The organism is Micromonospora narathiwatensis (assembly GCF_900089605.1).
GTDB lineage: Bacteria > Actinomycetota > Actinomycetes > Mycobacteriales > Micromonosporaceae > Micromonospora > Micromonospora narathiwatensis.
The window spans coordinates 4,591,000-4,609,301 of sequence record NZ_LT594324.1 but is presented as its reverse complement, the minus strand read 5'-3'; the positions used below and the strand labels follow the sequence as shown (position 1 = coordinate 4,609,301).

At 73.8% G+C, this 18,302-nt stretch carries 20 protein-coding genes; 11 read left to right on the top strand and 9 right to left on the bottom strand.

The genetic code is table 11. The features are described from left to right. Nucleotides 1-37: 37 nt before the first annotated feature. From GA0070621_RS19920 to ung, 5 genes are all read left to right on the top strand, one after another. Nucleotides 38-1,507: an NAD(P)H-hydrate dehydratase gene (locus GA0070621_RS19920; RefSeq protein ID WP_091198179.1), complete on the top strand. Its 1,470-nt coding sequence runs from the start codon at nt 38-40 to the stop codon at nt 1,505-1,507. A 92-nt stretch (nt 1,508-1,599) separates the two neighbouring features. Next, on the top strand, nt 1,600-2,748 hold the full coding sequence (gene alr, locus GA0070621_RS19915) for an alanine racemase (protein WP_091198177.1): 1,149 nt from the start codon (nt 1,600-1,602) through the stop codon (nt 2,746-2,748). After that, on the top strand, nt 2,745-3,836 hold the full coding sequence (locus GA0070621_RS19910; RefSeq protein ID WP_091198174.1) for an alpha/beta fold hydrolase: 1,092 nt from the start codon (nt 2,745-2,747) through the stop codon (nt 3,834-3,836). Before alr ends, GA0070621_RS19910 begins: the two co-directional genes overlap by 4 nt. Continuing rightward, nucleotides 3,833-4,315 carry a tRNA (adenosine(37)-N6)-threonylcarbamoyltransferase complex ATPase subunit type 1 TsaE gene (gene tsaE, locus GA0070621_RS19905; protein WP_091198171.1) on the top strand — a complete coding sequence of 161 codons (483 nt, stop codon included), beginning with the start codon at nt 3,833-3,835 and terminating at the stop codon, nt 4,313-4,315. Before GA0070621_RS19910 ends, tsaE begins: the two co-directional genes overlap by 4 nt. A 61-nt stretch (nt 4,316-4,376) precedes the next feature. Continuing rightward, nucleotides 4,377-5,078, top strand: a complete 702-nt coding sequence (gene ung / locus GA0070621_RS19900) for a uracil-DNA glycosylase (RefSeq protein ID WP_091198169.1) — start codon at nt 4,377-4,379, stop codon at nt 5,076-5,078. Here the strand turns inward: ung and GA0070621_RS19895 are convergent. Next, nucleotides 5,067-5,768 (bottom strand): helix-turn-helix domain-containing protein, encoded by a 702-nt coding sequence (locus GA0070621_RS19895; protein ID WP_091198166.1) that lies wholly within the window; start codon nt 5,766-5,768, stop codon nt 5,067-5,069. The two genes, ung and GA0070621_RS19895, sit on opposite strands and share 12 nt — an antisense overlap. 140 nt (nt 5,769-5,908) lie before the next feature. Here GA0070621_RS19895 and tsaB point away from each other — a divergent pair, with 140 nt between their 5' ends. From tsaB to GA0070621_RS19875, 4 genes are read left to right on the top strand one after another with little or no spacing between them, the layout of a single operon-like run. Beyond that, nucleotides 5,909-6,586 carry a tRNA (adenosine(37)-N6)-threonylcarbamoyltransferase complex dimerization subunit type 1 TsaB gene (tsaB, locus tag GA0070621_RS19890; protein WP_091198163.1) on the top strand — a complete coding sequence of 226 codons (678 nt, stop codon included), beginning with the start codon at nt 5,909-5,911 and terminating at the stop codon, nt 6,584-6,586. Beyond that, a complete protein-coding gene (gene rimI / locus GA0070621_RS19885) occupies nt 6,583-7,035 on the top strand; it encodes a ribosomal protein S18-alanine N-acetyltransferase (protein ID WP_091198160.1) in 453 nt (150 codons plus the stop codon). Before tsaB ends, rimI begins: the two co-directional genes overlap by 4 nt. A 5-nt stretch (nt 7,036-7,040) precedes the next feature. After that, nucleotides 7,041-8,087 (top strand): tRNA (adenosine(37)-N6)-threonylcarbamoyltransferase complex transferase subunit TsaD, encoded by a 1,047-nt coding sequence (tsaD, locus tag GA0070621_RS19880; RefSeq protein ID WP_091198158.1) that lies wholly within the window; start codon nt 7,041-7,043, stop codon nt 8,085-8,087. Nucleotides 8,088-8,103: 16 nt separating this feature from the next. After that, nucleotides 8,104-8,358 carry a hypothetical protein gene (locus GA0070621_RS19875; protein WP_091198156.1) on the top strand — a complete coding sequence of 85 codons (255 nt, stop codon included), beginning with the start codon at nt 8,104-8,106 and terminating at the stop codon, nt 8,356-8,358. Nucleotides 8,359-8,395: 37 nt separating this feature from the next. Here GA0070621_RS19875 and GA0070621_RS19870 read toward each other — a convergent pair whose 3' ends face one another. The 4 genes from GA0070621_RS19870 to GA0070621_RS19855 are packed head-to-tail and all read right to left on the bottom strand — an operon-like array spanning nt 8,396 to nt 10,465. Further along, entirely contained in the window at nt 8,396-8,692 is a 297-nt protein-coding gene (locus GA0070621_RS19870; protein WP_091198153.1) for a hypothetical protein, read from the bottom strand. An 11-nt stretch (nt 8,693-8,703) separates the two neighbouring features. Then, nucleotides 8,704-9,753 (bottom strand): toxin glutamine deamidase domain-containing protein, encoded by a 1,050-nt coding sequence (locus GA0070621_RS19865; protein WP_091198151.1) that lies wholly within the window; start codon nt 9,751-9,753, stop codon nt 8,704-8,706. Nucleotides 9,754-9,755: 2 nt separating this feature from the next. Then, nucleotides 9,756-10,082 carry a hypothetical protein gene (locus tag GA0070621_RS19860; RefSeq protein ID WP_091198148.1) on the bottom strand — a complete coding sequence of 109 codons (327 nt, stop codon included), beginning with the start codon at nt 10,080-10,082 and terminating at the stop codon, nt 9,756-9,758. Beyond that, nucleotides 10,079-10,465 carry a YbaB/EbfC family nucleoid-associated protein gene (locus GA0070621_RS19855; protein WP_167667080.1) on the bottom strand — a complete coding sequence of 129 codons (387 nt, stop codon included), beginning with the start codon at nt 10,463-10,465 and terminating at the stop codon, nt 10,079-10,081. Before GA0070621_RS19855 ends, GA0070621_RS19860 begins: the two co-directional genes overlap by 4 nt. Before the next feature lie 183 nt (nt 10,466-10,648). Here GA0070621_RS19855 and GA0070621_RS19850 point away from each other — a divergent pair, with 183 nt between their 5' ends. Both GA0070621_RS19850 and GA0070621_RS19845 read left to right on the top strand, forming a co-directional pair. Further along, nucleotides 10,649-12,355 carry an ABC transporter transmembrane domain-containing protein gene (locus GA0070621_RS19850; protein ID WP_091198145.1) on the top strand — a complete coding sequence of 569 codons (1,707 nt, stop codon included), beginning with the start codon at nt 10,649-10,651 and terminating at the stop codon, nt 12,353-12,355. Further along, nucleotides 12,352-14,112 carry an ABC transporter ATP-binding protein gene (locus GA0070621_RS19845; RefSeq protein ID WP_091198142.1) on the top strand — a complete coding sequence of 587 codons (1,761 nt, stop codon included), beginning with the start codon at nt 12,352-12,354 and terminating at the stop codon, nt 14,110-14,112. The genes GA0070621_RS19850 and GA0070621_RS19845 overlap by 4 nt, the downstream gene beginning before the upstream one ends. Nucleotides 14,113-14,124: 12 nt before the next feature. On the opposite strand, the gene GA0070621_RS19840 is transcribed toward GA0070621_RS19845, so the two are convergent. The 4 genes from GA0070621_RS19840 to GA0070621_RS19825 form a co-directional block, all read right to left on the bottom strand. After that, nucleotides 14,125-14,856 (bottom strand): DUF4142 domain-containing protein, encoded by a 732-nt coding sequence (locus GA0070621_RS19840; protein WP_091198139.1) that lies wholly within the window; start codon nt 14,854-14,856, stop codon nt 14,125-14,127. A 130-nt stretch (nt 14,857-14,986) separates the two neighbouring features. Continuing rightward, entirely contained in the window at nt 14,987-16,168 is a 1,182-nt protein-coding gene (locus tag GA0070621_RS19835; RefSeq protein WP_091198136.1) for an ROK family protein, read from the bottom strand. A gap of 25 nt (nt 16,169-16,193) precedes the next feature. Beyond that, on the bottom strand, nt 16,194-17,453 hold the full coding sequence (locus tag GA0070621_RS19830) for a sugar ABC transporter permease (RefSeq protein WP_091198135.1): 1,260 nt from the start codon (nt 17,451-17,453) through the stop codon (nt 16,194-16,196). Beyond that, the gene (locus tag GA0070621_RS19825; RefSeq protein ID WP_091198132.1) at nt 17,450-18,274 is read right to left on the bottom strand and encodes an ATP-binding cassette domain-containing protein; all 825 of its coding nucleotides are present in this window, start codon (nt 18,272-18,274) and stop codon (nt 17,450-17,452) included. The genes GA0070621_RS19830 and GA0070621_RS19825 overlap by 4 nt, the downstream gene beginning before the upstream one ends. Nucleotides 18,275-18,302 lie beyond the last annotated feature (28 nt).

The following is an 18,302-nucleotide window of genomic DNA, read 5'->3' as shown; positions in this document are numbered from 1 at the left end:
CCGGCCCGCCCACGACGAACGGACGGGACGGGGTGGCATGAGACCGGTGTGGCGGGTCGCGGACGTACGCGCGGCGGAGGCCGGCCTGATGGCCACCCTTCCGCCCGGGACGCTGATGCAGCGGGCCGCCGCCGGCCTGGCCCGCCGCTGTGCGCTGCTGCTCGCCGACCGGGGCGGTGTCTACGGCGCCCGGGTGCTGCTGCTGGTCGGCTCCGGCGACAACGGCGGCGACACCCTGTACGCGGGCGCGCGGCTGGCCCGGCGGGGCGCGACGGTGTCCGCCCTGCTGCTCACCCCCGGCCGGGCGCACGCCGAGGGGCTGGCCGCGCTGCGGGCCGCCGGCGGGCGCCTCGTCGACCGGCCCCCGGCCCCGGTGGACCTGGTGCTCGACGGCATCGTCGGGATCGGCGGCACCGGCGGGCTGCGGGAGACCGCCGATCAGCTCGCCGCGAGCCTGGCCGAGCGCTGCGGGCGGGACGGTACCCGGGCCACCGTGGTGGCGGTGGACGTGCCGAGCGGCGTGGCGGTGGACACCGGACACGTGCCGCTGACCGCCGCCGGCCGGCCCTGCGCGGTACGCGCCGACGTGACGGTCGCCTTCGGGGCGCTGAAGCCGGCCCTGATGGTCGGCCCGGCCGCCGCGCTCGCCGGACACGTCGAGCTGGTCGACATCGGGCTGGAACCGTGGCTGCGCGGCACCCCGGCGCTGCGCGTCACCGAGTGGTCGGACGTGGTCGACTGGTTGCCCCGGCCGGGCCCGACCGCGGAGAAGTACAGCCGGGGCGTGGTGGGGGTGGCGACCGGCTCGGCCACGTACCCGGGTGCCGCCGTGCTCTCGGTCGAAGGCGCGCTGGCCGGCCCGACCGGCATGGTCCGGTACGCGGGCAGCGCCCGTGCCGAGGTGCTGCACCAGCACCCGTCGGTGATCGCCACCGGCCGGGTCGCCGACACCGGCCGGGTGCAGGCCTGGGTCTGCGGCTCGGGGCTGGGCACCGGCGAGGAGTCCGCCATCGAGCTGCGCGCGGTGCTCAGCGCCCCGGTGCCGGTGGTGCTCGACGCCGACGCGCTCACCCTGCTGGTCGACGGCAAGATGGCCGACCGGCTGCGCGGCCGGGACGCGCCGATCGTGGTGACCCCGCACGACCGGGAGTACGCCCGGCTCTGCGGGGAGACCCCGGGCACGGACCGGGTGGGGGCCGCGCTGCGGCTGGCCGCCTGGATGAACGCGGTGGTGCTGCTCAAGGGCGACCGAACGATCATCGGCACCCCGGACGGCCGGGCGTACGTCAACCCGACCGGCACCGCCGTGCTGGCCACCGGGGGCACCGGCGACGTGCTGGCCGGGCTGCTCGGCTCGCTGCTCGCCGCCGGGCTGCCGGCCGAGCGGGCAGCCGCCGCGGCGGCGTACCTGCACGGGCTGGCCGGTCGGGAGGCGGCCCGGGGCGGCCCGGTGACCGCCCCCGACGTGGCGGCCGCCCTCCGTCCGGTGCTGGCCCGCCTGGGCTGACGGGGGTGGCCAGGCCCGTCGCCCCGCGCCAACGGTGGGCGGAACGCACGGCTCCCGGCCGTGGTGATCAGCGGCGGAAGTAGGCTGGGGTCATGTGGCAGTCGGAGGTGCGCGTCGACCTGGACGCGATCCGGGAGAACGTGGCCCAGCTCAAGACGGGCACCAGCGCCGAGCTGATGGCGGTGGTGAAGGCCGACGGGTACGGCCATGGCATGGTTCCGGCCGCCCGCGCCGCGCTCGACGCCGGCGCGGACTGGCTCGGGGTCTGCACCCTCGACGAGGCGCTCACCCTGCGCCGGGAGGGGATCACCGTGCCCGTGCTGGCCTGGCTGCTCGCCCCCGGGCTGCCGCTGCACGAGGGGGTCGCGGTCGGCGTCGACCTGGGCTGCGCCAGCCTCACCCAGCTCGACGAGCTGATCGAGGCGGGCCGCCGGGCGGACCGCCCGGCCCAGGTGCACCTGAAGATCGACACCGGCCTGTCACGCGGCGGGGCGACCGTCGCCGACTGGCCCACCCTGCTGGAGGCCGCCGCGAAGGCCCAGGCCGACGGCCTGGTCGAGGTGGTCGGGGTGTGGAGCCACTTCGCGTACGCGGACTCGCCCGGCCACCCCACCATCGACCGGCAGGTCGCCGTCTTCGAGGAGGGGGTGGCCATGGCCGAGAAGGCGGGGCTGCACCCCCGCTACCGGCACCTGGCCAACTCGGCCGCCACGCTGACCCGTCCGGACGCCCACTTCGACCTGGTCCGCCCCGGTCTGGCCATCTACGGCCTCTCCCCGGTGGCCGGCGAGCGGTTCGGTCTGCGTCCGGCGATGACCGCCCGGGCCCGGGTGATGTTGACCAAGCGGGTTCCGGCCGGCACCGGCGTGTCGTACGGCCACACGTACGTCACCGAACGGGAGGCCAACCTGGCCGTGGTCCCGCTCGGGTACGCCGACGGGGTGCCCCGGCACGCCTCCAGCACCGGTCCGGTGCAGCTCGGCGGGAAACGGCGGATCATCTCCGGTCGGGTCTGCATGGACCAGTTCGTGCTGGACTGCGGCGACGACGAGGTGGCGGCCGGGGACGTCGCGACGCTCTTCGGCAGCGGCGCGGACGGTGAGCCCACCGCCGACGACTGGGCCGAGGCGGTCGGCACGATCAACTACGAGATCGTGACCCGCTTCGGTGGGGTCCGGGTGCCCCGCGTCTACGACGGCGAGCGACAGCAGCCGTCGCCGGTGCGGGGCGCGCGGCCGTGAATCACCGCTTCGGCGTCCCCCGGCCGCGCACCGCCGCCGGCCGGGTCGCCGGGGTGGTCGGCGCCGCCGTCGGCGTCGCCGCCGCCGGGCTCGCCGCGGGCGTGGTGAGCGAGCGGATCCTGATCCGCCGCCTCAAGCACGACCCCGCGGACCCGTACGCCCACGAGGTCTTCGACGAGCAGCGGTACGACGAGGCGTTCCGGCTGGAGATGCCGGACGGCACCGACATCCACGTGGAGGTGGTCGAGCCGACCCGGCCGGTCGAGGGGCACCCGACCGTGGTGCTGGTGCACGGCTTCTGCCTGGACATGGGGACGTTCCACTTCCAGCGCGAGATGCTCGCCGGGCGCGGCGACTACCGGATCGTCGCGTACGACCAGCCGGGGCACGGCCGCTCCGGCAAACTGGAGACCGGCGACTACGACCTGGCCGCGCTGGGCCGGACCCTGCGCCGGGTGATCGACGAGGTGGCTCCGGAGGGGCCGCTGGTGCTGGTCGGTCACTCCATGGGCGGCATGACGATCATGGCGTTGGCCGAGCTGTATCCGGAGCTGTTCGGCGACCGGGTGGTCGGCACCGTGCTGATGGCCACCTCGGGCGGCGTGATCGCCGAGACCAAGCTGGTGGCGCCCGCGCTGCTCGGCCGGGTCGGCGCGCCGGTGCTCTACATGATGAGCAACGCCACCCGGTACGGCGGCACGGTGATCGACAAGGCCCGGAAGTCGACGTCCAACGTCGCCTGGCTGCTGACCCGCAGGTACGGCTTCGGCACCCGGAAGCCCAGCCCGGCCCTGGTGTCGTACGTCGAGACGATGAACTCGCGGACCTCCGCCGACACGGTCACCCGCTACCTGCGCACGCTGGCCACCCACTCCCGGTTCCCGGCGCTGGCCGCGCTGGCCGGCACGCCGGTGCTGGTGATCGTGGGGGACAAGGACATGATCACCCCGGTGAACCACTCCGAGGAGATCGTCCGACGGCTGCCGCACGCCGAGTTCGTGAAGATCCACGACAGCGGGCACGTCCTGATGCTGGAGCACGCCGACGAGGTCAACGCGGCGTTGGAAGGGTTCCTGGAGGAGCTGTGACCGTCGTCGTGGAGCTGAAGACGGTCGACGACACCCACGAGTTCGGCCGCCGGCTCGCCCGGGTGCTGCACGCCGGCGACCTGCTGCTGCTCAGCGGCCCGCTGGGCGCGGGGAAGACCGCGCTGACCCAGGGCATCGGCGCCGGCCTCGGCGTACGCGGCGACATCACCTCGCCGACCTTCGTGATCGCCCGGGTGCACCGCCCGGATCCGGCCCGGGGCGGGCGGGTGGCCCTGGTGCACGCCGACGCGTACCGGCTGGGGGAGTCCGCCGACCCGCGTGCCGAGATCGACGACCTGGACCTGGACGCCTCGGTGGACGAGGCGGTCACCGTGGTCGAGTGGGGCGAGGGGATGGTCGAGCAGCTGGTCGACGCGCACCTGCGGGTCCGCATCGACCGCCGGGACGACAACACCCGGGTGGTCACCTGCGAGCCGGTCGGCGGCGACTGGGCGCGGCGCCTCGCCACCCTCGACTGACGACTGTCGTACCCGGCGCCTACAGTGCCCGGGACCGATCTCGACCGGCGGAAGGTTGCCGATGCCCGACGACGCCCCCACCCTCGACCTGCTGACGCTCCTGCCCGACGCGTGGCAGGCGGTGCTCACCCCGCACCTCGACCCGGCCCGCACCGCGGCGTTGGCCGAGTTCGTCGCCGGGGAATACGCGACCGCCACGGTCTTCCCTCCGGTCGAGGACCTGTTCTCCGCCTACCGGCTGTGCGGGCCGGCGGAGTGCCGGGTGCTGATCCTCGGGCAGGATCCGTACCACAAGGCGGGGCAGGCGCACGGGCTGAGCTTCAGCGTGCGCGAGGGGGTGTCGGTGCCGCCGTCGTTGCGCAACGTCTTCAAGGAGTTGGGTGAGGACCTGGGCGTGCCGAAGCCGCGCAGCGGCAACCTGACCGGCTGGGCGGCGCAGGGCGTGCTGCTGCTCAACTCGGTGCTCACCGTCCGGCAGGCCAGCCCGGGCTCGCACGCCAACCAGGGCTGGGAGGAGTTCACCGACGCCACCATCCGGGCGTTGGACGCCCTCGACCAGCGGGTGGTCTTCCTGCTCTGGGGTGGTTACGCCCGCAAGAAGGCCGCCCTGGTCAGCAACCCGCGGCACGTGGTGCTGGAGGCCGGTCACCCCAGCCCGATGAACCCGCGTGGCTTCCTGGGCAGCCGCCCGTTCAGCGCGGCGAACAAGGCCCTCGCCGACGCCGGGCTGCCCACCATCGACTGGGAGCGCTCAGCCGGCTGACGCCAGCCGCTGCCGGTGCCGGCGCAGCAGGTCGGCGGCGCGCGGGTCAGTCACCTCGACCCGCGCCAGCGGCTCGACCCAATAGCTGCGCCCACCGTGCCGCACCTCGACCGGCTCGGGCAGCTCGTCGCACATCCGCGCCCACAGCTCGCCGTACCGGGTCCGCCAGCGGTGCTCGCCGGGCTCCTCGGGTTCGAGCCGCAGGTTGCCCCACTCCGCCCAGCGGGCGTTCCACCGCTGCCCGTACGCCCGCTCCAGCCAGGCGGTCAGGAGGCCCGAGTCGCGCCACCGCACCGCGACCTCCACCGCGTCGACCGGGAGCGGCGCGCCCTGGAGCAGCGACGCCGTGCTCCCGGTCAGCACGTACGGCAGTCCGCCCAGCGCGTCGAGCATCCGAGCCAGCCCCAACTCGTCGATCCGCTCGTTGACCGGCCGCGCAACCAGCGCGTCGAGCGCCGCGTCCAGATGACCGTCGAGCGGCTCCACCCCGATCGTGAGCTGTACGTCCATTGCGGCGAGCAGCCGTTCCAGCACCGGCAGGCTCGGGGACCGGTCGCCCCGTTCGATCCGCGCGACCGCTGCCTGGCTGACGCCGGCCCGCTCCGCCAGTTGTCGTTGGTTGAGTTCGTTCAGCTCGCGCTGGTGGCGGACCGCCGCGCCGATCTGGCTGACGAGGCGTGATTCAGGCACCTCAGCATGGTGATGCAGAGAATGAGAAGGCTGATACCTCCTGGTCATATTGATGACTCAGCGGTATCAACCTCCTACCGAGTCGTAGGAGGTCATCCCGTCACGAGGCGTGACCGAAGTCCCGGCTAGGCTGGCATACCGTGCTCGTACTCGTGGTGGACTCCTCGACGCCCGCGGTGACCGCGGCCCTGGTCGAGGTCTCGGCGGACGGTGTCGTGGCCCGGGCGCAGCGGTGCACGGTCGACGCCCGGGCCCACGGGGAGCTGCTCGCCCCGCAGGTCGACGCGGTGCTGGCCGACACCGACGCCCGCCCCGGCGACCTCGGCGCGATCGTCGCCGGGCTTGGCCCGGGGCCGTTCACCGGGCTGCGGGTCGGCCTGGTCACCGCCGCCACCATGGGGCAGGTGCTGGGCATCCCCACGTACGGTGTCTGCTCGCTGGACGGGATCGGCCACCCGGCGGTCGCCGGCGAACCGGTCCTGGCCGCCAGCGACGCGCGGCGGCGGGAGGTCTACTGGGCGGTCTACGACGGCGCCGGCCAGCGGATCGCCGGCCCGAACGTGGACGCCCCCGCGGTCGCCGCGGAGCGCGCCCGCGACCTGGCCGTCACCGTGGCGGTCGGTGACGGCGCACACCGGTACGCGGACGTCCTCGGCCTGCCGCTGCGGGTCGAACCGCGCTACCCGGACGCGACGGCGCTGGCCCGGCTCGCCGCCGAGCGGATCCGCGCGGGCGCACCCGGCGAGCCGCTCACCCCGCTCTACCTGCGTCGCCCGGACGCCGTCGCGGCCACCGGCCACAAGCCGGTCCTGCCATGACGGGCGCGCGACTGGAGCGCTTCCGCTGGTGGCACATCGACCAGGTGCTGCCCATCGAGGCGGACCTCTTCGGCGTCGAGCGGTGGTCCCCGGCGATGTTCTGGAACGAGTTGGCGAGCGGGCACTTCTACCTGGTCGCCATCGACGACGACGGGACCGTGCTCGGCTACGCCGGGCTGCTGGTGGCACCGCCCGACGAGGCGTGGGTGCAGAACATCGCGGTCCGCCGCGACGCGCAGCGCCGGGGGATCGGCCGGGCGCTGCTGGAGGCGCTGCTCGCCGAGGCGGCCCGGCGCGAAATCCGCAGCACGCTGTTGGAGGTCGCCGCGGACAACGCCCCGGCGCAGCGTCTCTACGCCACGTACGGCTTCGAGCCGATCGGCGTGCGCCGCGGCTACTACCAACCGAGCAACACCGACGCGCTGGTCATGCAGCGCAACGAGGACTGACGAGCATGGCTGACGAACCACTGATCCTCGGCATCGAGACCTCCTGCGACGAGACCGGGGTCGGCATCGTCCGTGGGCACACCCTGCTCGCCGACGCGCTGGCCTCCAGCGTCGAGGAGCACGCCCGGTTCGGCGGCGTGGTGCCCGAGGTGGCCAGCCGAGCCCACCTGGAGGCGATCGTGCCGACCATGGACCGGGCGCTGAAGCAGGCCGGGGTGACGCTCGCGGACATCGACGCGATCGCCGTCACCTCCGGTCCCGGCCTGGCCGGCGCGCTGCTCGTCGGGGTCGCCGCCGCGAAGGGGTACGCGGTCGCCGCCGAGAAGCCGGTGTACGGCGTCAACCACCTCGCCGCGCACGTCGCCGTGGACACCCTGGAACACGGCCCGCTGCCCGAGCCGGCGATCGCCCTGCTGGTCTCCGGCGGGCACTCGTCGCTGCTGCGCGTCGACGACCTGGCCCGGGGCGTCACCCCGCTCGGCTCGACCATCGACGACGCCGCCGGTGAGGCGTTCGACAAGGTGGCCCGGCTGCTCGGGTTGCCGTTCCCGGGCGGCCCGTGGATCGACCGGGAGGCGCGGGCCGGCGATCCGGCGGCCATCGCCTTCCCGCGCGGGCTGACCGCGCCGAAGGACCTGGCCGCCCACCGCTACGACTTCTCGTTCTCCGGGCTGAAGACCGCGGTGGCGCGCTGGGTGGAGGCCCGGCAGCGGGCCGGCGAGCCGGTTCCGGTCGCCGACGTGGCCGCGTCCTTCCAGGAGGCGGTCTGCGACGTGCTGGTCGGCAAGGCCCTGGACTCCTGCCGCAGCAGCGGGATCGACACGCTGGTGATCGGCGGTGGGGTGGCGGCCAACTCGCGGCTGCGGGCGATGGCCGAGCACCGGGCGGCGAGGCACGGCATCCGGGTGCGTACGCCCCGCCCGGGGCTGTGCACCGACAACGGCGCGATGGTGGCCGCGCTGGGTTCGCACCTGGTCGCCTCGGGCGTCGCCCCGAGCCGCCTCGACCTGCCGGCCGACTCGGCGATGCCGCTGACCGTGGTCAGCGTCTGAGCGGGAGGGGACCGCTGTGATCGTCCGGATGTGGGAGGCGAAGGCCGAGCCGTACGGCTTCGCCGACCTGATCACCTGGGTCTGCGAGACCGTGCTGCCCGAGTTCGAGCACGATCCGCTGCACCTGTCCAGCGAGGTGTTCTCCTCCACCGATTTCCGACTCGTGGTCATCTCGAAGTGGCGGAGCAGCCCGCGGGACCTGCCGGACCCGCCGCCGACCCTGGTCGCCCGCCCGCCGCACGCCTGGGACTTCACCCAGGTCGACCGCTGACGCGCTGTCGGGGCGGGCCGGCGGCCGGCCGGGTGGGTCAGGCGCGCAGGGTGGGTGCGGGGTTGGGCCGGTTGCGGATCGACGGGTCGGTGCCGATCTGGAAGGACGGCACATACTCCAGTCGCCCGTCCGCCTTGTGCACCACCGGCACCGAGCCGGCCGTGGCGTACGACATGTCGCCGTCCACCAGGAACTCCCGTGCGCCGATCTCGAAGACGAAGAAGTTGTCGTTCTCCACGATCCTGCGGTCGTCCAGGCAGTAGGTGCCGAACGGCCAGTCGGGCTCGGTGGCCCGACGGACGATCTCGCGGGCCTGCTCGTAGGTGACAGCCATGACGGGGGATCCTAACCGGGCGGCCGGACGAACTGGGTGAGCCCGCCAGGCATGGGGATGTTGTCCAGCCGGACGAACTGGGTGCTGTGTCCGTTGGCGAAGTAGTTGGCCACGTCACGCCCGGCGTTCTGTCCGTCGATGAAGCGCACCTTGCCGCCGACGTTCTCCACATTGAACACGTGGCCACCGCCGTTGTTCCAGCGGATGGCGACCACGCCCCGTGAACCGGGGCCGAAGTTCTGGAACGCCTGCTCGATGTCGGCCCTGCCGCCCGGGGCGAACCTCCGTCCCCAGGTCTGCTCGATGTCGGCAATGGACCGGCCGCCCCACTGGTGAAACTGTTGCGGCAGGGCGGTCGCCTCGACGTCGATGCCCCGCCGCCGCAGCTCGTACGTCTGCACACAGTGCGTGCAGTTCGCCGAGTAGTCCGGGTTCGGCGGGTTGAATTTCGGGTTGACCCGCTTGAGGTCGTGGGCGATCTGCTTCTCGATCTTGCGTGCGGCCCGCTTCTCGCCCACCTTCCGGACCAGTTTGAGCAGCCGCTTGGCCTGCTCCAGGATGTGCTTGAGCACGGTGCGGACCTGCTGCACGATCATCCGGATCAGCCGTTGGCAGATCATCCGGGTGGCCGCCACGAAGCCGGGCACGGTAGCGGTGGAGGCACCGAGGGTGGCGACCGCGGCGGCGATCGCCATGGTCACCTGGACCAGCAGGATGATCAGCTGGACGATGAAGGCGATCTTCATGGCCAACGTCATCGCCGCGAAGATCATCAGAACGGCGCCGATGAGCTGCGCCGCGATGGCGTCCTCCAGCAGCCGTAGCTGCGGCCCGTCGTCACGCGTCCACCACTGCTTGAACGCGTTGACGGTGTCGCCCGAGTTGTGCTGCCAGACCGCCGCCGCCGCGCCGTCCGCCTGCATCGCCGCGGACTGCAACGTCATCCCGAAGGACAACCAGTGCTGGCCGGCGGCGAAGAGCAGTTCCTCATCCGCCTCCGGCCACTCCAGACCGATCCAACTCAGCGGCTCGGTCAGCTCGGCGGGCAGTTCGAGACCCACGCTCAGGCCCCCAGCCGCCCGTGCAGGGCCGCGAAGAGCTGGTCCGCCTGCTGGTCCGTGTCGACCACCTGCTGCGCCCAGTCGGCCAGCCCCTCCGCGGCGGTGAGCAGCAACTGCACGTGCGAGCCGTACGCCTCCAGGGCGTGCGACAGCACCTCGGTGTACGCGGCGCCGAAGACCGAGCCGGGCTCGTCCGCACCCCACGGGTTCTCGCTGGTGACCGTGGCCTCCAGCGCGCCGAGGCCGCTCTCCAACTCCACGCCGACCCCGGCAATGGTCTGTGCCGCACCGGCCAGCACCTCCGGCTCGGTGTGCATCGGCTGGGTCATCGCGCCGCCGTCCCGTCCATCCTGCCGAGCCGGTCGGCGACCTGTTGGGCGGCGGCGGCCATGTCGTCCAGCCGGCGTTGCGCGTTGAAGCCGAGGTCGTTCAGGAGCGGCCCCAGGCCCTGGGGCAGGGTGGGCGGCTGCGCGGCCAGTTGCTCCTGAAGCTGCGCCTGCACCTGCGCCCGGGCGTCGCCGAACGCCGCCCGGATCGCCGCCGACAGGTCGGCCGATGGTAGCCGCATGGCGCGCGGATCGAGGTCGAGGGCGAGCAGGTCGCCCGTCCCGTCGACCTCGACGTGTACCAGGCCGTCCGCCGCATACGCGGCACCCCGAACGCTGGTGAATCGGCCCATCAGGCCGTCCGGTCGGTCGTGCTGGTCGGTCACGCGCCGCTCCGTTCCGGTCGACTAAGGCAGGCGCCCAGGGCGCGCCCCCGGCGAAGCCTAGCGGCTGGCGGAACGGTTCATGGTTCGGGCATCACCGACCACTGTGGAGGTGCCCGGCACCGCTCGCGAACGGCGGGAATTGGCTGGCGGGGCCCGGTGCCGAACACCTAGCGTCGGGGTGTCATGCGCTTCTCACCGGCCGGCGATCCCGGCACCCCCGACGCCCGGTCCGCCACCCGTTACCTGGTCTGGCTGGCCGGTCGGCACCCGCTGATCTTCGGCGCCGGCCTCGCGCTCGGCGTCGTCTGGATGGTGGCGCAGGCGTTGATGCCGGCCGCCGTCGGGCGGGCCGTCGACGCCGGCCTCGCCCACCGTGATCCGGACGCCCTGCTGCGCTGGGGGCTCGTGCTGCTGGGGCTGGGCGTCCTCCAGGCCGTCGCCGGCATCCTCCGGCACCGCTGCGCGGTGCACAACTGGCTCGGGGCCGCGTACCGGACCGTGCAGGTCGCGGTGGACGCCACCAACCGGCTCGGCGCCGCACTGCCCCGCCGGGTCACCGCGGGTGAGGTGGTCAGCATCGGTACGGCCGACATCGAGCACATCGGCAGTGCCATCGACATCACCGCCCGGGGCACCGGATCGGTGGTGGCGATCGTCATCGTGGCGGTGGTCCTGCTCACCGCATCCCAGCCGCTCGGACTGGTCGTCGTGCTCGGCGTGCCGCTGCTGATGGGGCTGGTGGCGCTGCTGATCCGGCCGCTGCACCGGCAGCAGGCGGCGTACCGGGACTCGACCGGCCGGCTCACCGCCCGTGCCGCCGACATCGTCTCCGGGCTGCGGGTGCTGCGCGGCGTGGGCGGGGAGCCGATGCTGGGCGCCCGCTACCGGGAGCAGTCCCAGGCGCTGCGCGCCGACGGCCTACGGGTGGCCCGGGTGGAGTCGCTGCTCCAGGCGGCGCAGATCCTGTTGCCCGGGGTCTTCGTGGTGCTGGTGACCTGGCTGGGGGCCCGGTTCGCGCTGGCCGGCGAGATCAGCGCCGGTCAGCTCGTCGCGTTCTACGGGTACACCGCCTTCCTGGTCGGCCCGCTGCGCAACCTCACCGAGGCGGCCGACAAGCTGACCCGGGGGCACGTCGCCGCCCGTCGGGTGGTCCGGCTGCTCCGCCTCGCCCCGGAGTTCACCGACCCGGCCCGCCCGGTGCCGGTGCCCGACGGGCCGGGCGAGCTGGTGGACGTCCGCTCGGGGCTGGTGCTGCGGCCGGGTCGGCTCACCGCGCTCGCGGCCAGCGCCCCCGAGGACGCGGCCGAGATCGCCGACCGGCTCGGCCGGTACGTTGACGGGGACGTGACGCTGCACGGCGTACCGCTGCGCGACGTGGCACTGGCGACGGTGCGTGAGCGGATCCTGGTGGTCGACAACGACGCGCAGCTCTTCGCCGGCCCGCTCCGGACGGAGCTGGACCCGCACGACCGGGGCGACCGGGCCACGGTCGCGGCGGCGCTGGTCGCGGCCGGCGCGACCGACATCGTCGACGGGCTGCCCGACGGGCTGGACAGCCGGGTGGCCGAACGCGGCCGGGAGTTCTCCGGCGGGCAGCGGCAGCGGCTCCGGCTGGCCCGGGCCCTCGTCGCGGACCCGGAGACGCTGATCCTGGTCGAGCCGACCAGCGCGGTGGACGCGCACACCGAGGCGCGGATCGCGGAGCGGTTGGGCGCCGCGCGCGGCGGCCGGACCACGCTCGTCTGCACCACCAGTCCGCTGGTGCTCGGCCGGGCCGAGCACGTGGTGTTCGTGGAGGACGGCAAGGTGGTCGCGGAGGGCCGCCACGAGGAACTGCTCGCCGCCGAGCCCCGCTACGCGGCGACGGTGAGCCGGGAGGAGGACCGGTGAGCGCCGCCCTGCCCGTGGCCGACGCCGGCCAGGTCCGCCGGTACGCGCGCACCCTGATCCGCCGGCACCCACGCGGTCTGGCCGCCGCGCTCGGCCTGCACGCGCTCGCCGCGGCGGCCGGCCTGGTCGCGCCCCGGCTCCTCGGCGACCTGGTGGAGGGGATCTCGCGCGGTGTCGGCACCGTCACCGTCGACCGGATCGCGCTGGCCATCGCCGGTTTCGTGGTCGCCCAGTCGGTGCTGGTCCGCTTCGCCCACCTGGCGTCGGCCCGGCTCGGCGAGCGGGTCCTCGCCGAGCTGCGCGAGGAGTTCGTCGAGCGGGTGCTCGCCCTGCCGCTGGCCACGGTGGAGCGCGCCGGCACCGGCGACCTGCTCACCCGTACCTCCCGGGACGTCTCCGCGCTCTCCCGGACGGTGCGGTTCGCCGCGCCGGAGACGCTGATCTCGGCGGTCACCGTGCTGCTGATCCTCGGCGCGTTGCTGCTGACCGGCCCGCTGCTGGTGCTGCCCGCGCTGCTCGCGGTGCCGGTGCTGGTCGCCGGCACCCGCTGGTACCTGCGCCGCGCGCCCGAGGGCTACCTGCGGGAGAACGCCGCGTACTCGGACATCACCGACGGGATCAGCGAGGTGGTGGAGGGGTCCCGCACCACGGAGGCGCTGCGGCAGGAGGCCCGCCGCCGGGCCCGCACCGACGGCGACATCCGCCGGTCGTACGCGGCCGAGCGGTACACCCTCTACCTGCGTACGGTCTTCTGGCCGGTGGCCGAGTTCGGGTACGTCGTACCGGTGGTGGCCACCCTGCTCATCGGCGGCTGGTTCCACCTCAAGGGCTGGGCGACCCTGGGGCAGGTCACCGCCGCCACCCTGTACGCCCAGCAACTGGTGGACCCGGTCGACCGGCTCCTCGCCTGGCTGGACGAGCTACAGGTGGGCGGTGCCTCGCTGGCCCGGCTGCTCGGGGTGGCGGCCGACCCCGCCGCCGATCCGGCCGACGCCCCGGCACCGCCCGCCGGTCGGGGGCCGGGGCGGGGCGACGGCCGGCTGGCCGCCCACGACGTCCGGTACGCCTACCGGGACGGGCACGACGTGCTGCACGGGGTGACCCTGGTGCCCCGCCCGGGGGAGAAACTGGCCATGGTGGGCCCGTCCGGCGCGGGGAAGTCCACGCTGGGGCGGCTGCTGGCCGGGGTGCATCCGCCCCGCTCCGGCTCGGTCACCGTGGACGGCCGTCCGCTCACCGGGCTGCCGCTGGCCGAGCTGCGCGGCCACGTCGCGCTGGTCAGCCAGGAGCACCACGTCTTCATCGGCACCCTGGCCGAGAACGTGGCGATGGTCCGCCCCGACGCGGAACCGGCCCAGGTACGCGCCGCGCTGTCCGCCGTCGACGCGCTGGGCTGGGCGGAGGCGTTGCCGGACGGGCTGGACACGCTGGTCGGGGCGGGCGGGCATCCGCTCTCCCCGGCCCAGGCGCAGCAGCTCGCCCTGGCCCGACTGGTGCTCGCCGACCCGCACACGCTGGTGCTGGACGAGGCCACCTCGCTGATCGATCCGCGCGCCGCCCGGGCGCTGGAACGCTCCCTGGCCGCCGTGCTGGCCGGGCGGACGGTCATCGCCATCGCGCACCGGCTCTTCTCCGCGCACGACGCCGACCGGGTGGCGGTGGTGGAGGGCGGCCGGATCACCGAGCTGGGCTCGCACGACGAGCTGGTCGCCGCCGACGGCTCGTACGCCGCACTCTGGCGCTCCTGGCACGGCTGAACCCGGTCGGCGTCAGGTGCGGCGCAGGAGGCGCCAGGTGGCGAAGCCGCCGGTGGCCAGCGCGAGGAGGAAGACCGCCCACACCACGGTGGTGCTGACCTCGGCACCTCCGCCGGTGCCGACGTTCGCCGCGGCGGCGGCGACCAGCGAGTCGCTCTGCGCCGGGGGCAGCGCGGCGGGCGGGAGCTGCTGCCAGCGGACCAGCCCGGTGCTCTCCAGCATCGCCATGTGGTCGCCGACGAACCTGTTCGCCTCGTCGGCCAGCTTGCGGACGATCGGGTCCCGGGTGCTGGCCCGGACCGCCCCGATCACCGGGAAGATCTTGCCGTGGGCGACCCGGAGCCGGGTCACGAAGATCTGGTCGAACCGCGCGCCGGTGGCGTTCTGCATCTCGGTCAGCCACCCCTTCTGCTCGGCGGTCGGCTCCGTCGGCAGGCTGGTGCCCAGCTTGTTCGCGGCGTCCACGACGAGTTGGTCCAGTACGCCGTGCTGCCGGGAGATCTCCGCGCCGATCTCGCGTACCCGGGTGGACCGGCCCTTCTCGGCGGCCAGCTGACCGGCCGGCATCTCCCAGAGCCCGGCCAGCCGTACGCCGTTGAGCAGGGTCATGTCGGCGGCGTTGAGCTGCGAGGCGGGCGCCGCGTACGCCGTACCGGGTAGCACCCCGAGCCCCGCGACCAGCGTGACGAGCAGCAGCATCATCCGGTGCGCCAGCCGGCGGCGGGCGGGTTCCAGCGGTGCCATCGTTGCGGTGCCTCCTCGGTCCGACCGGTACGCGGATGTCGCGGACGGCCGCCCACCGGCCGCCCGTCCGGCCAGGGGTACGGATCACGGCACCGATCAGTTCATCGGCCGGGTCACCGGGGCGAACCCGTCAACCGACGTCGAGGGGGTCGGCGAGGAGGCGTTCGAAGGCCAGTTCGGCGGCCCCGATCAGCGCCGCGTCCTCGCCCAGCTTCGGGGTACGCAGCCGGACGTGCTCCAGGCAGGCGGGCAGCCCGTTGGAGTTGAGCCGGCTGCGGACCTGGGCGGCGGCGGCCAGGTAGAGGTCGCGCATGGTGCCGCCGAAGATGATCATCTCGGGGTTGAAGATGTTGACCAGGTTGGCCACCCCGAAGCCGAGCCAGTCGCCGGCCTGCCGTACGGCCGTCTGGGCGCGGGCGTCGCCCCGGTCGGCGGCGTCGAAGACGGCCAGCAGCGCGTCCCGGCCCCGGGCGTCGGAGCGGCCGGCGGCCCGCAGCAGCGCGTGCTCGCCGATCTCGGTCTCCCAGCAGCCTCGGCGTCCGCAGTCGCAGGGCAGCCCGTCGCGGACCACCACCATGTGGCCGACCTCGCCGCTGTACCCGCCGTGCCCGGTGAGCCGCCGCCCGCCGGCGATGATGCCGGCCCCGACGCCGACGTCCCCGTACAGGTAGATGACGTTGTCGCAGCCGGCCGCGACGCCCCGGGCGTGCTCGGCGAAGGCCGCCACGTCCGCCACGTTGCCCACGGTGATCGGTACGTCGGCGCCCAGTTCGGCGGCGAGCGCCGCGCCGATCGGCTCGTCCACCCAGCCGGTGGTCGGGCTCAGCCGGACCAGGCCGTCCTCGCGGCGGACCATGCCGCAGACCGCTAGCCCGGCACCGACGCAGATCGCGTCCGGCGGCACCGACTGGTGCATCTCCTTGACCGCGCCGGCCAGCACCGGCGCGGCCTCCTCGGCGACCAGGTTCCGGGGCCGGTCCAGCTCCCGGCGGTCGAGCACCTCACCGCCGAGACCGACCCGCGCGGCCCGCAGCCGGTCCACCTCCACGCTGTACGCGTACGCGTAGATCCGCTCCGACTCGGGCCGGACGACCAGCGACGGTCGCCCGGCCCGGCCGGTCTCCTTCGGCGTCCCCTCGCTGACCAGACCGGCGCCGGCCAGGTCGGCGGTCAGCGCGCCGATGGTGCTGCGGTTCAGCCCGAGGGCGGTGGTCAGCTCGGCGCGGGTGGTGGCGCCGTGCACGTGCACGTACCGCAGCAGTGCGCCCAGGTTCTGCCGGCGGATCTCGTCCTGGCTCGGTCCTGCACGCATTGCCACAGCCATTTCCGTAAGCGGGTCAGCGGGTGCCCGTGGCGGCGGCCCGCCGCCGGGACAGCGCGTCGATGGCGGCGGCCCCGAGCAGGACGACGCCGGTGACCACGTATTTGACGCCCGAGCTGTATCCCATCAGGCCCATCCCGTTGTCAATGACGGCGATCACCGCGCCGCCGAGCACCGCGTCGAGCACCCGGCCCTTGCCGCCGAAGAGACTGGTGCCGCCGATGACCGCCGCGCCGACGGCGTAGAGCAGGACGCTGCTGCCGCCGGTGTTGGGATCGACCGAGTTGAGCCGACTGGCCGCCACGATGCCGCCGACGGCCGCCATGCCGGAGCAGATCACGAAGACCGAGATCCGGATCCGGTCGACGTTGATGCCGGCGCGGCGGGCCGCCTCCCGGTTGCCGCCGACGGCGTAGACGTGCCGGCCGTAGCTGGTGCGCTGGAGCACGAAGGCCCAGACGATCAGCAGCACCGCGATGATCGGCACCACGATCGGCACGCCCTTGAGCGAGGCGAACAGGACGTTGCGGCTGCGCTCCAGGTTGAGGATGTAGACCGCGACACCGAGGATCAGCGCCAGCGCGCCGATCCGGGTGAGGACCACCGCGATCGGGTCGGTCAGCAGGCCGCGGGCGGTGCGCTGCCAGTGCCGGCGCAACTGCACCGCCGCGTAGCCGGCGACGGCCAGCGCGGCGAGCAGCCAGCCGACGACGGGCGGCAGGTTGCGGTTGGCGATGGCCAGCAGCACGTCGTCGCGGATCGAGATGTTCGCGCCCTCCTTCATGAGCATCAGCGCGATGCCCTGGAAGGCGAGGAACGCGGCGAGGGTCACCACGAAGGAGGGGATGCCGACCTTCGCCACCAGGAGACCGAGGAGCAGGCCGATGACCAGCCCGGTGGCGATGGCGGCGAGGACCGCGACGTACCAGGGATAGCCGAGCACGGTCACCACGTTGGCCAGGATCGCGGCGCAGACCCCGCTCGCGAAGCCGGCGGAGAGGTCGATCTCGCCGAGCAGCAGGACGAAGACCAGCCCCATCGCGATCAGGGTGATCGCCGCGCCCTGGGTGAAGAGGTTGGCGAAGTTGCCGGCGGTGAGGAAGACCGGGCGCGCGATCGAGAAGCCGATGCAGAGCGCGACGAGCATGCCGACGGCGGGGAGCGCACCGATGTCGCCGCCGCGTACCCGGGCCCAGTAGTTGTGGAGGTGGCTGCCGACGGTGGGCGCCGGTGTGACCGCGGCGGGCCCTTCCTTCTTGACGGCGGTGGTGGTCATCGGACGGCTCCTGGGGTGGGGTCGGCGGGCTCGGCGCCGTTGCCGTTGCTGCCCGGGGCCGGGTCGGCGGGGAGGCCGAGGCTGCCGGAGCGGCCGGCGGTGATCAGCTCGACCACCTGCGAGTGGGTGATGTCGGTGGTCTTCACCTGGGCGACCATCTGGCCGAGGTAGAGCGCGGCGATGCGGTCGGAGACGGCGAAGACGTCGTTCATGTTGTGCGAGATCAGCACCACCGCCAGGCCGTTGTCGGCCAGCCGGCGGACCAACTCCAGCACCTGGGCGGTCTGCGCGACGCCGAGCGCGGCGGTCGGCTCGTCCAGGATGACCAGCTTGCTGTTCCAGAGCACCGCCTTGGCGATGGCCACGGTCTGGCGCTGGCCGCCGGAGAGGCTGGAGACGTGCTGGCGCAGCGACTTCACCGTACGCACGCTGAGCCCGGCCAGCGTCTCCGCGGCCAGCTGCTCCATGGTCGGCTCGTCGAGCACGATCCCGGTGCGCTTCTCCCGGCCGAGGAACATGTTCTGCACGATGTCGAGGTTGTCGCAGAGCGCGAGATCCTGGTAGACGACCTCGATGCCGAGCGCGGCGGCGTCCCGGGGGCCGTGGATGCTCACCGGCTGGCCGTCGTAGAGGAACTCACCGGCATCCGTGGGGTAGATGCCGCTGACGCACTTGACCAGGGTCGACTTGCCGGCACCGTTGTCGCCGACCAGCGCGGTCACCTCGCCCGCGTGGGCGGTGAAGGCGACGTCGCGCAGCACCTGGACGGGACCGAAGCTCTTGTCGATCCCGCGTAGCTCCAGCAGGGGGGTTGCGGACACGGGGGTCTCCTTCGGACGGAGGGGAGAT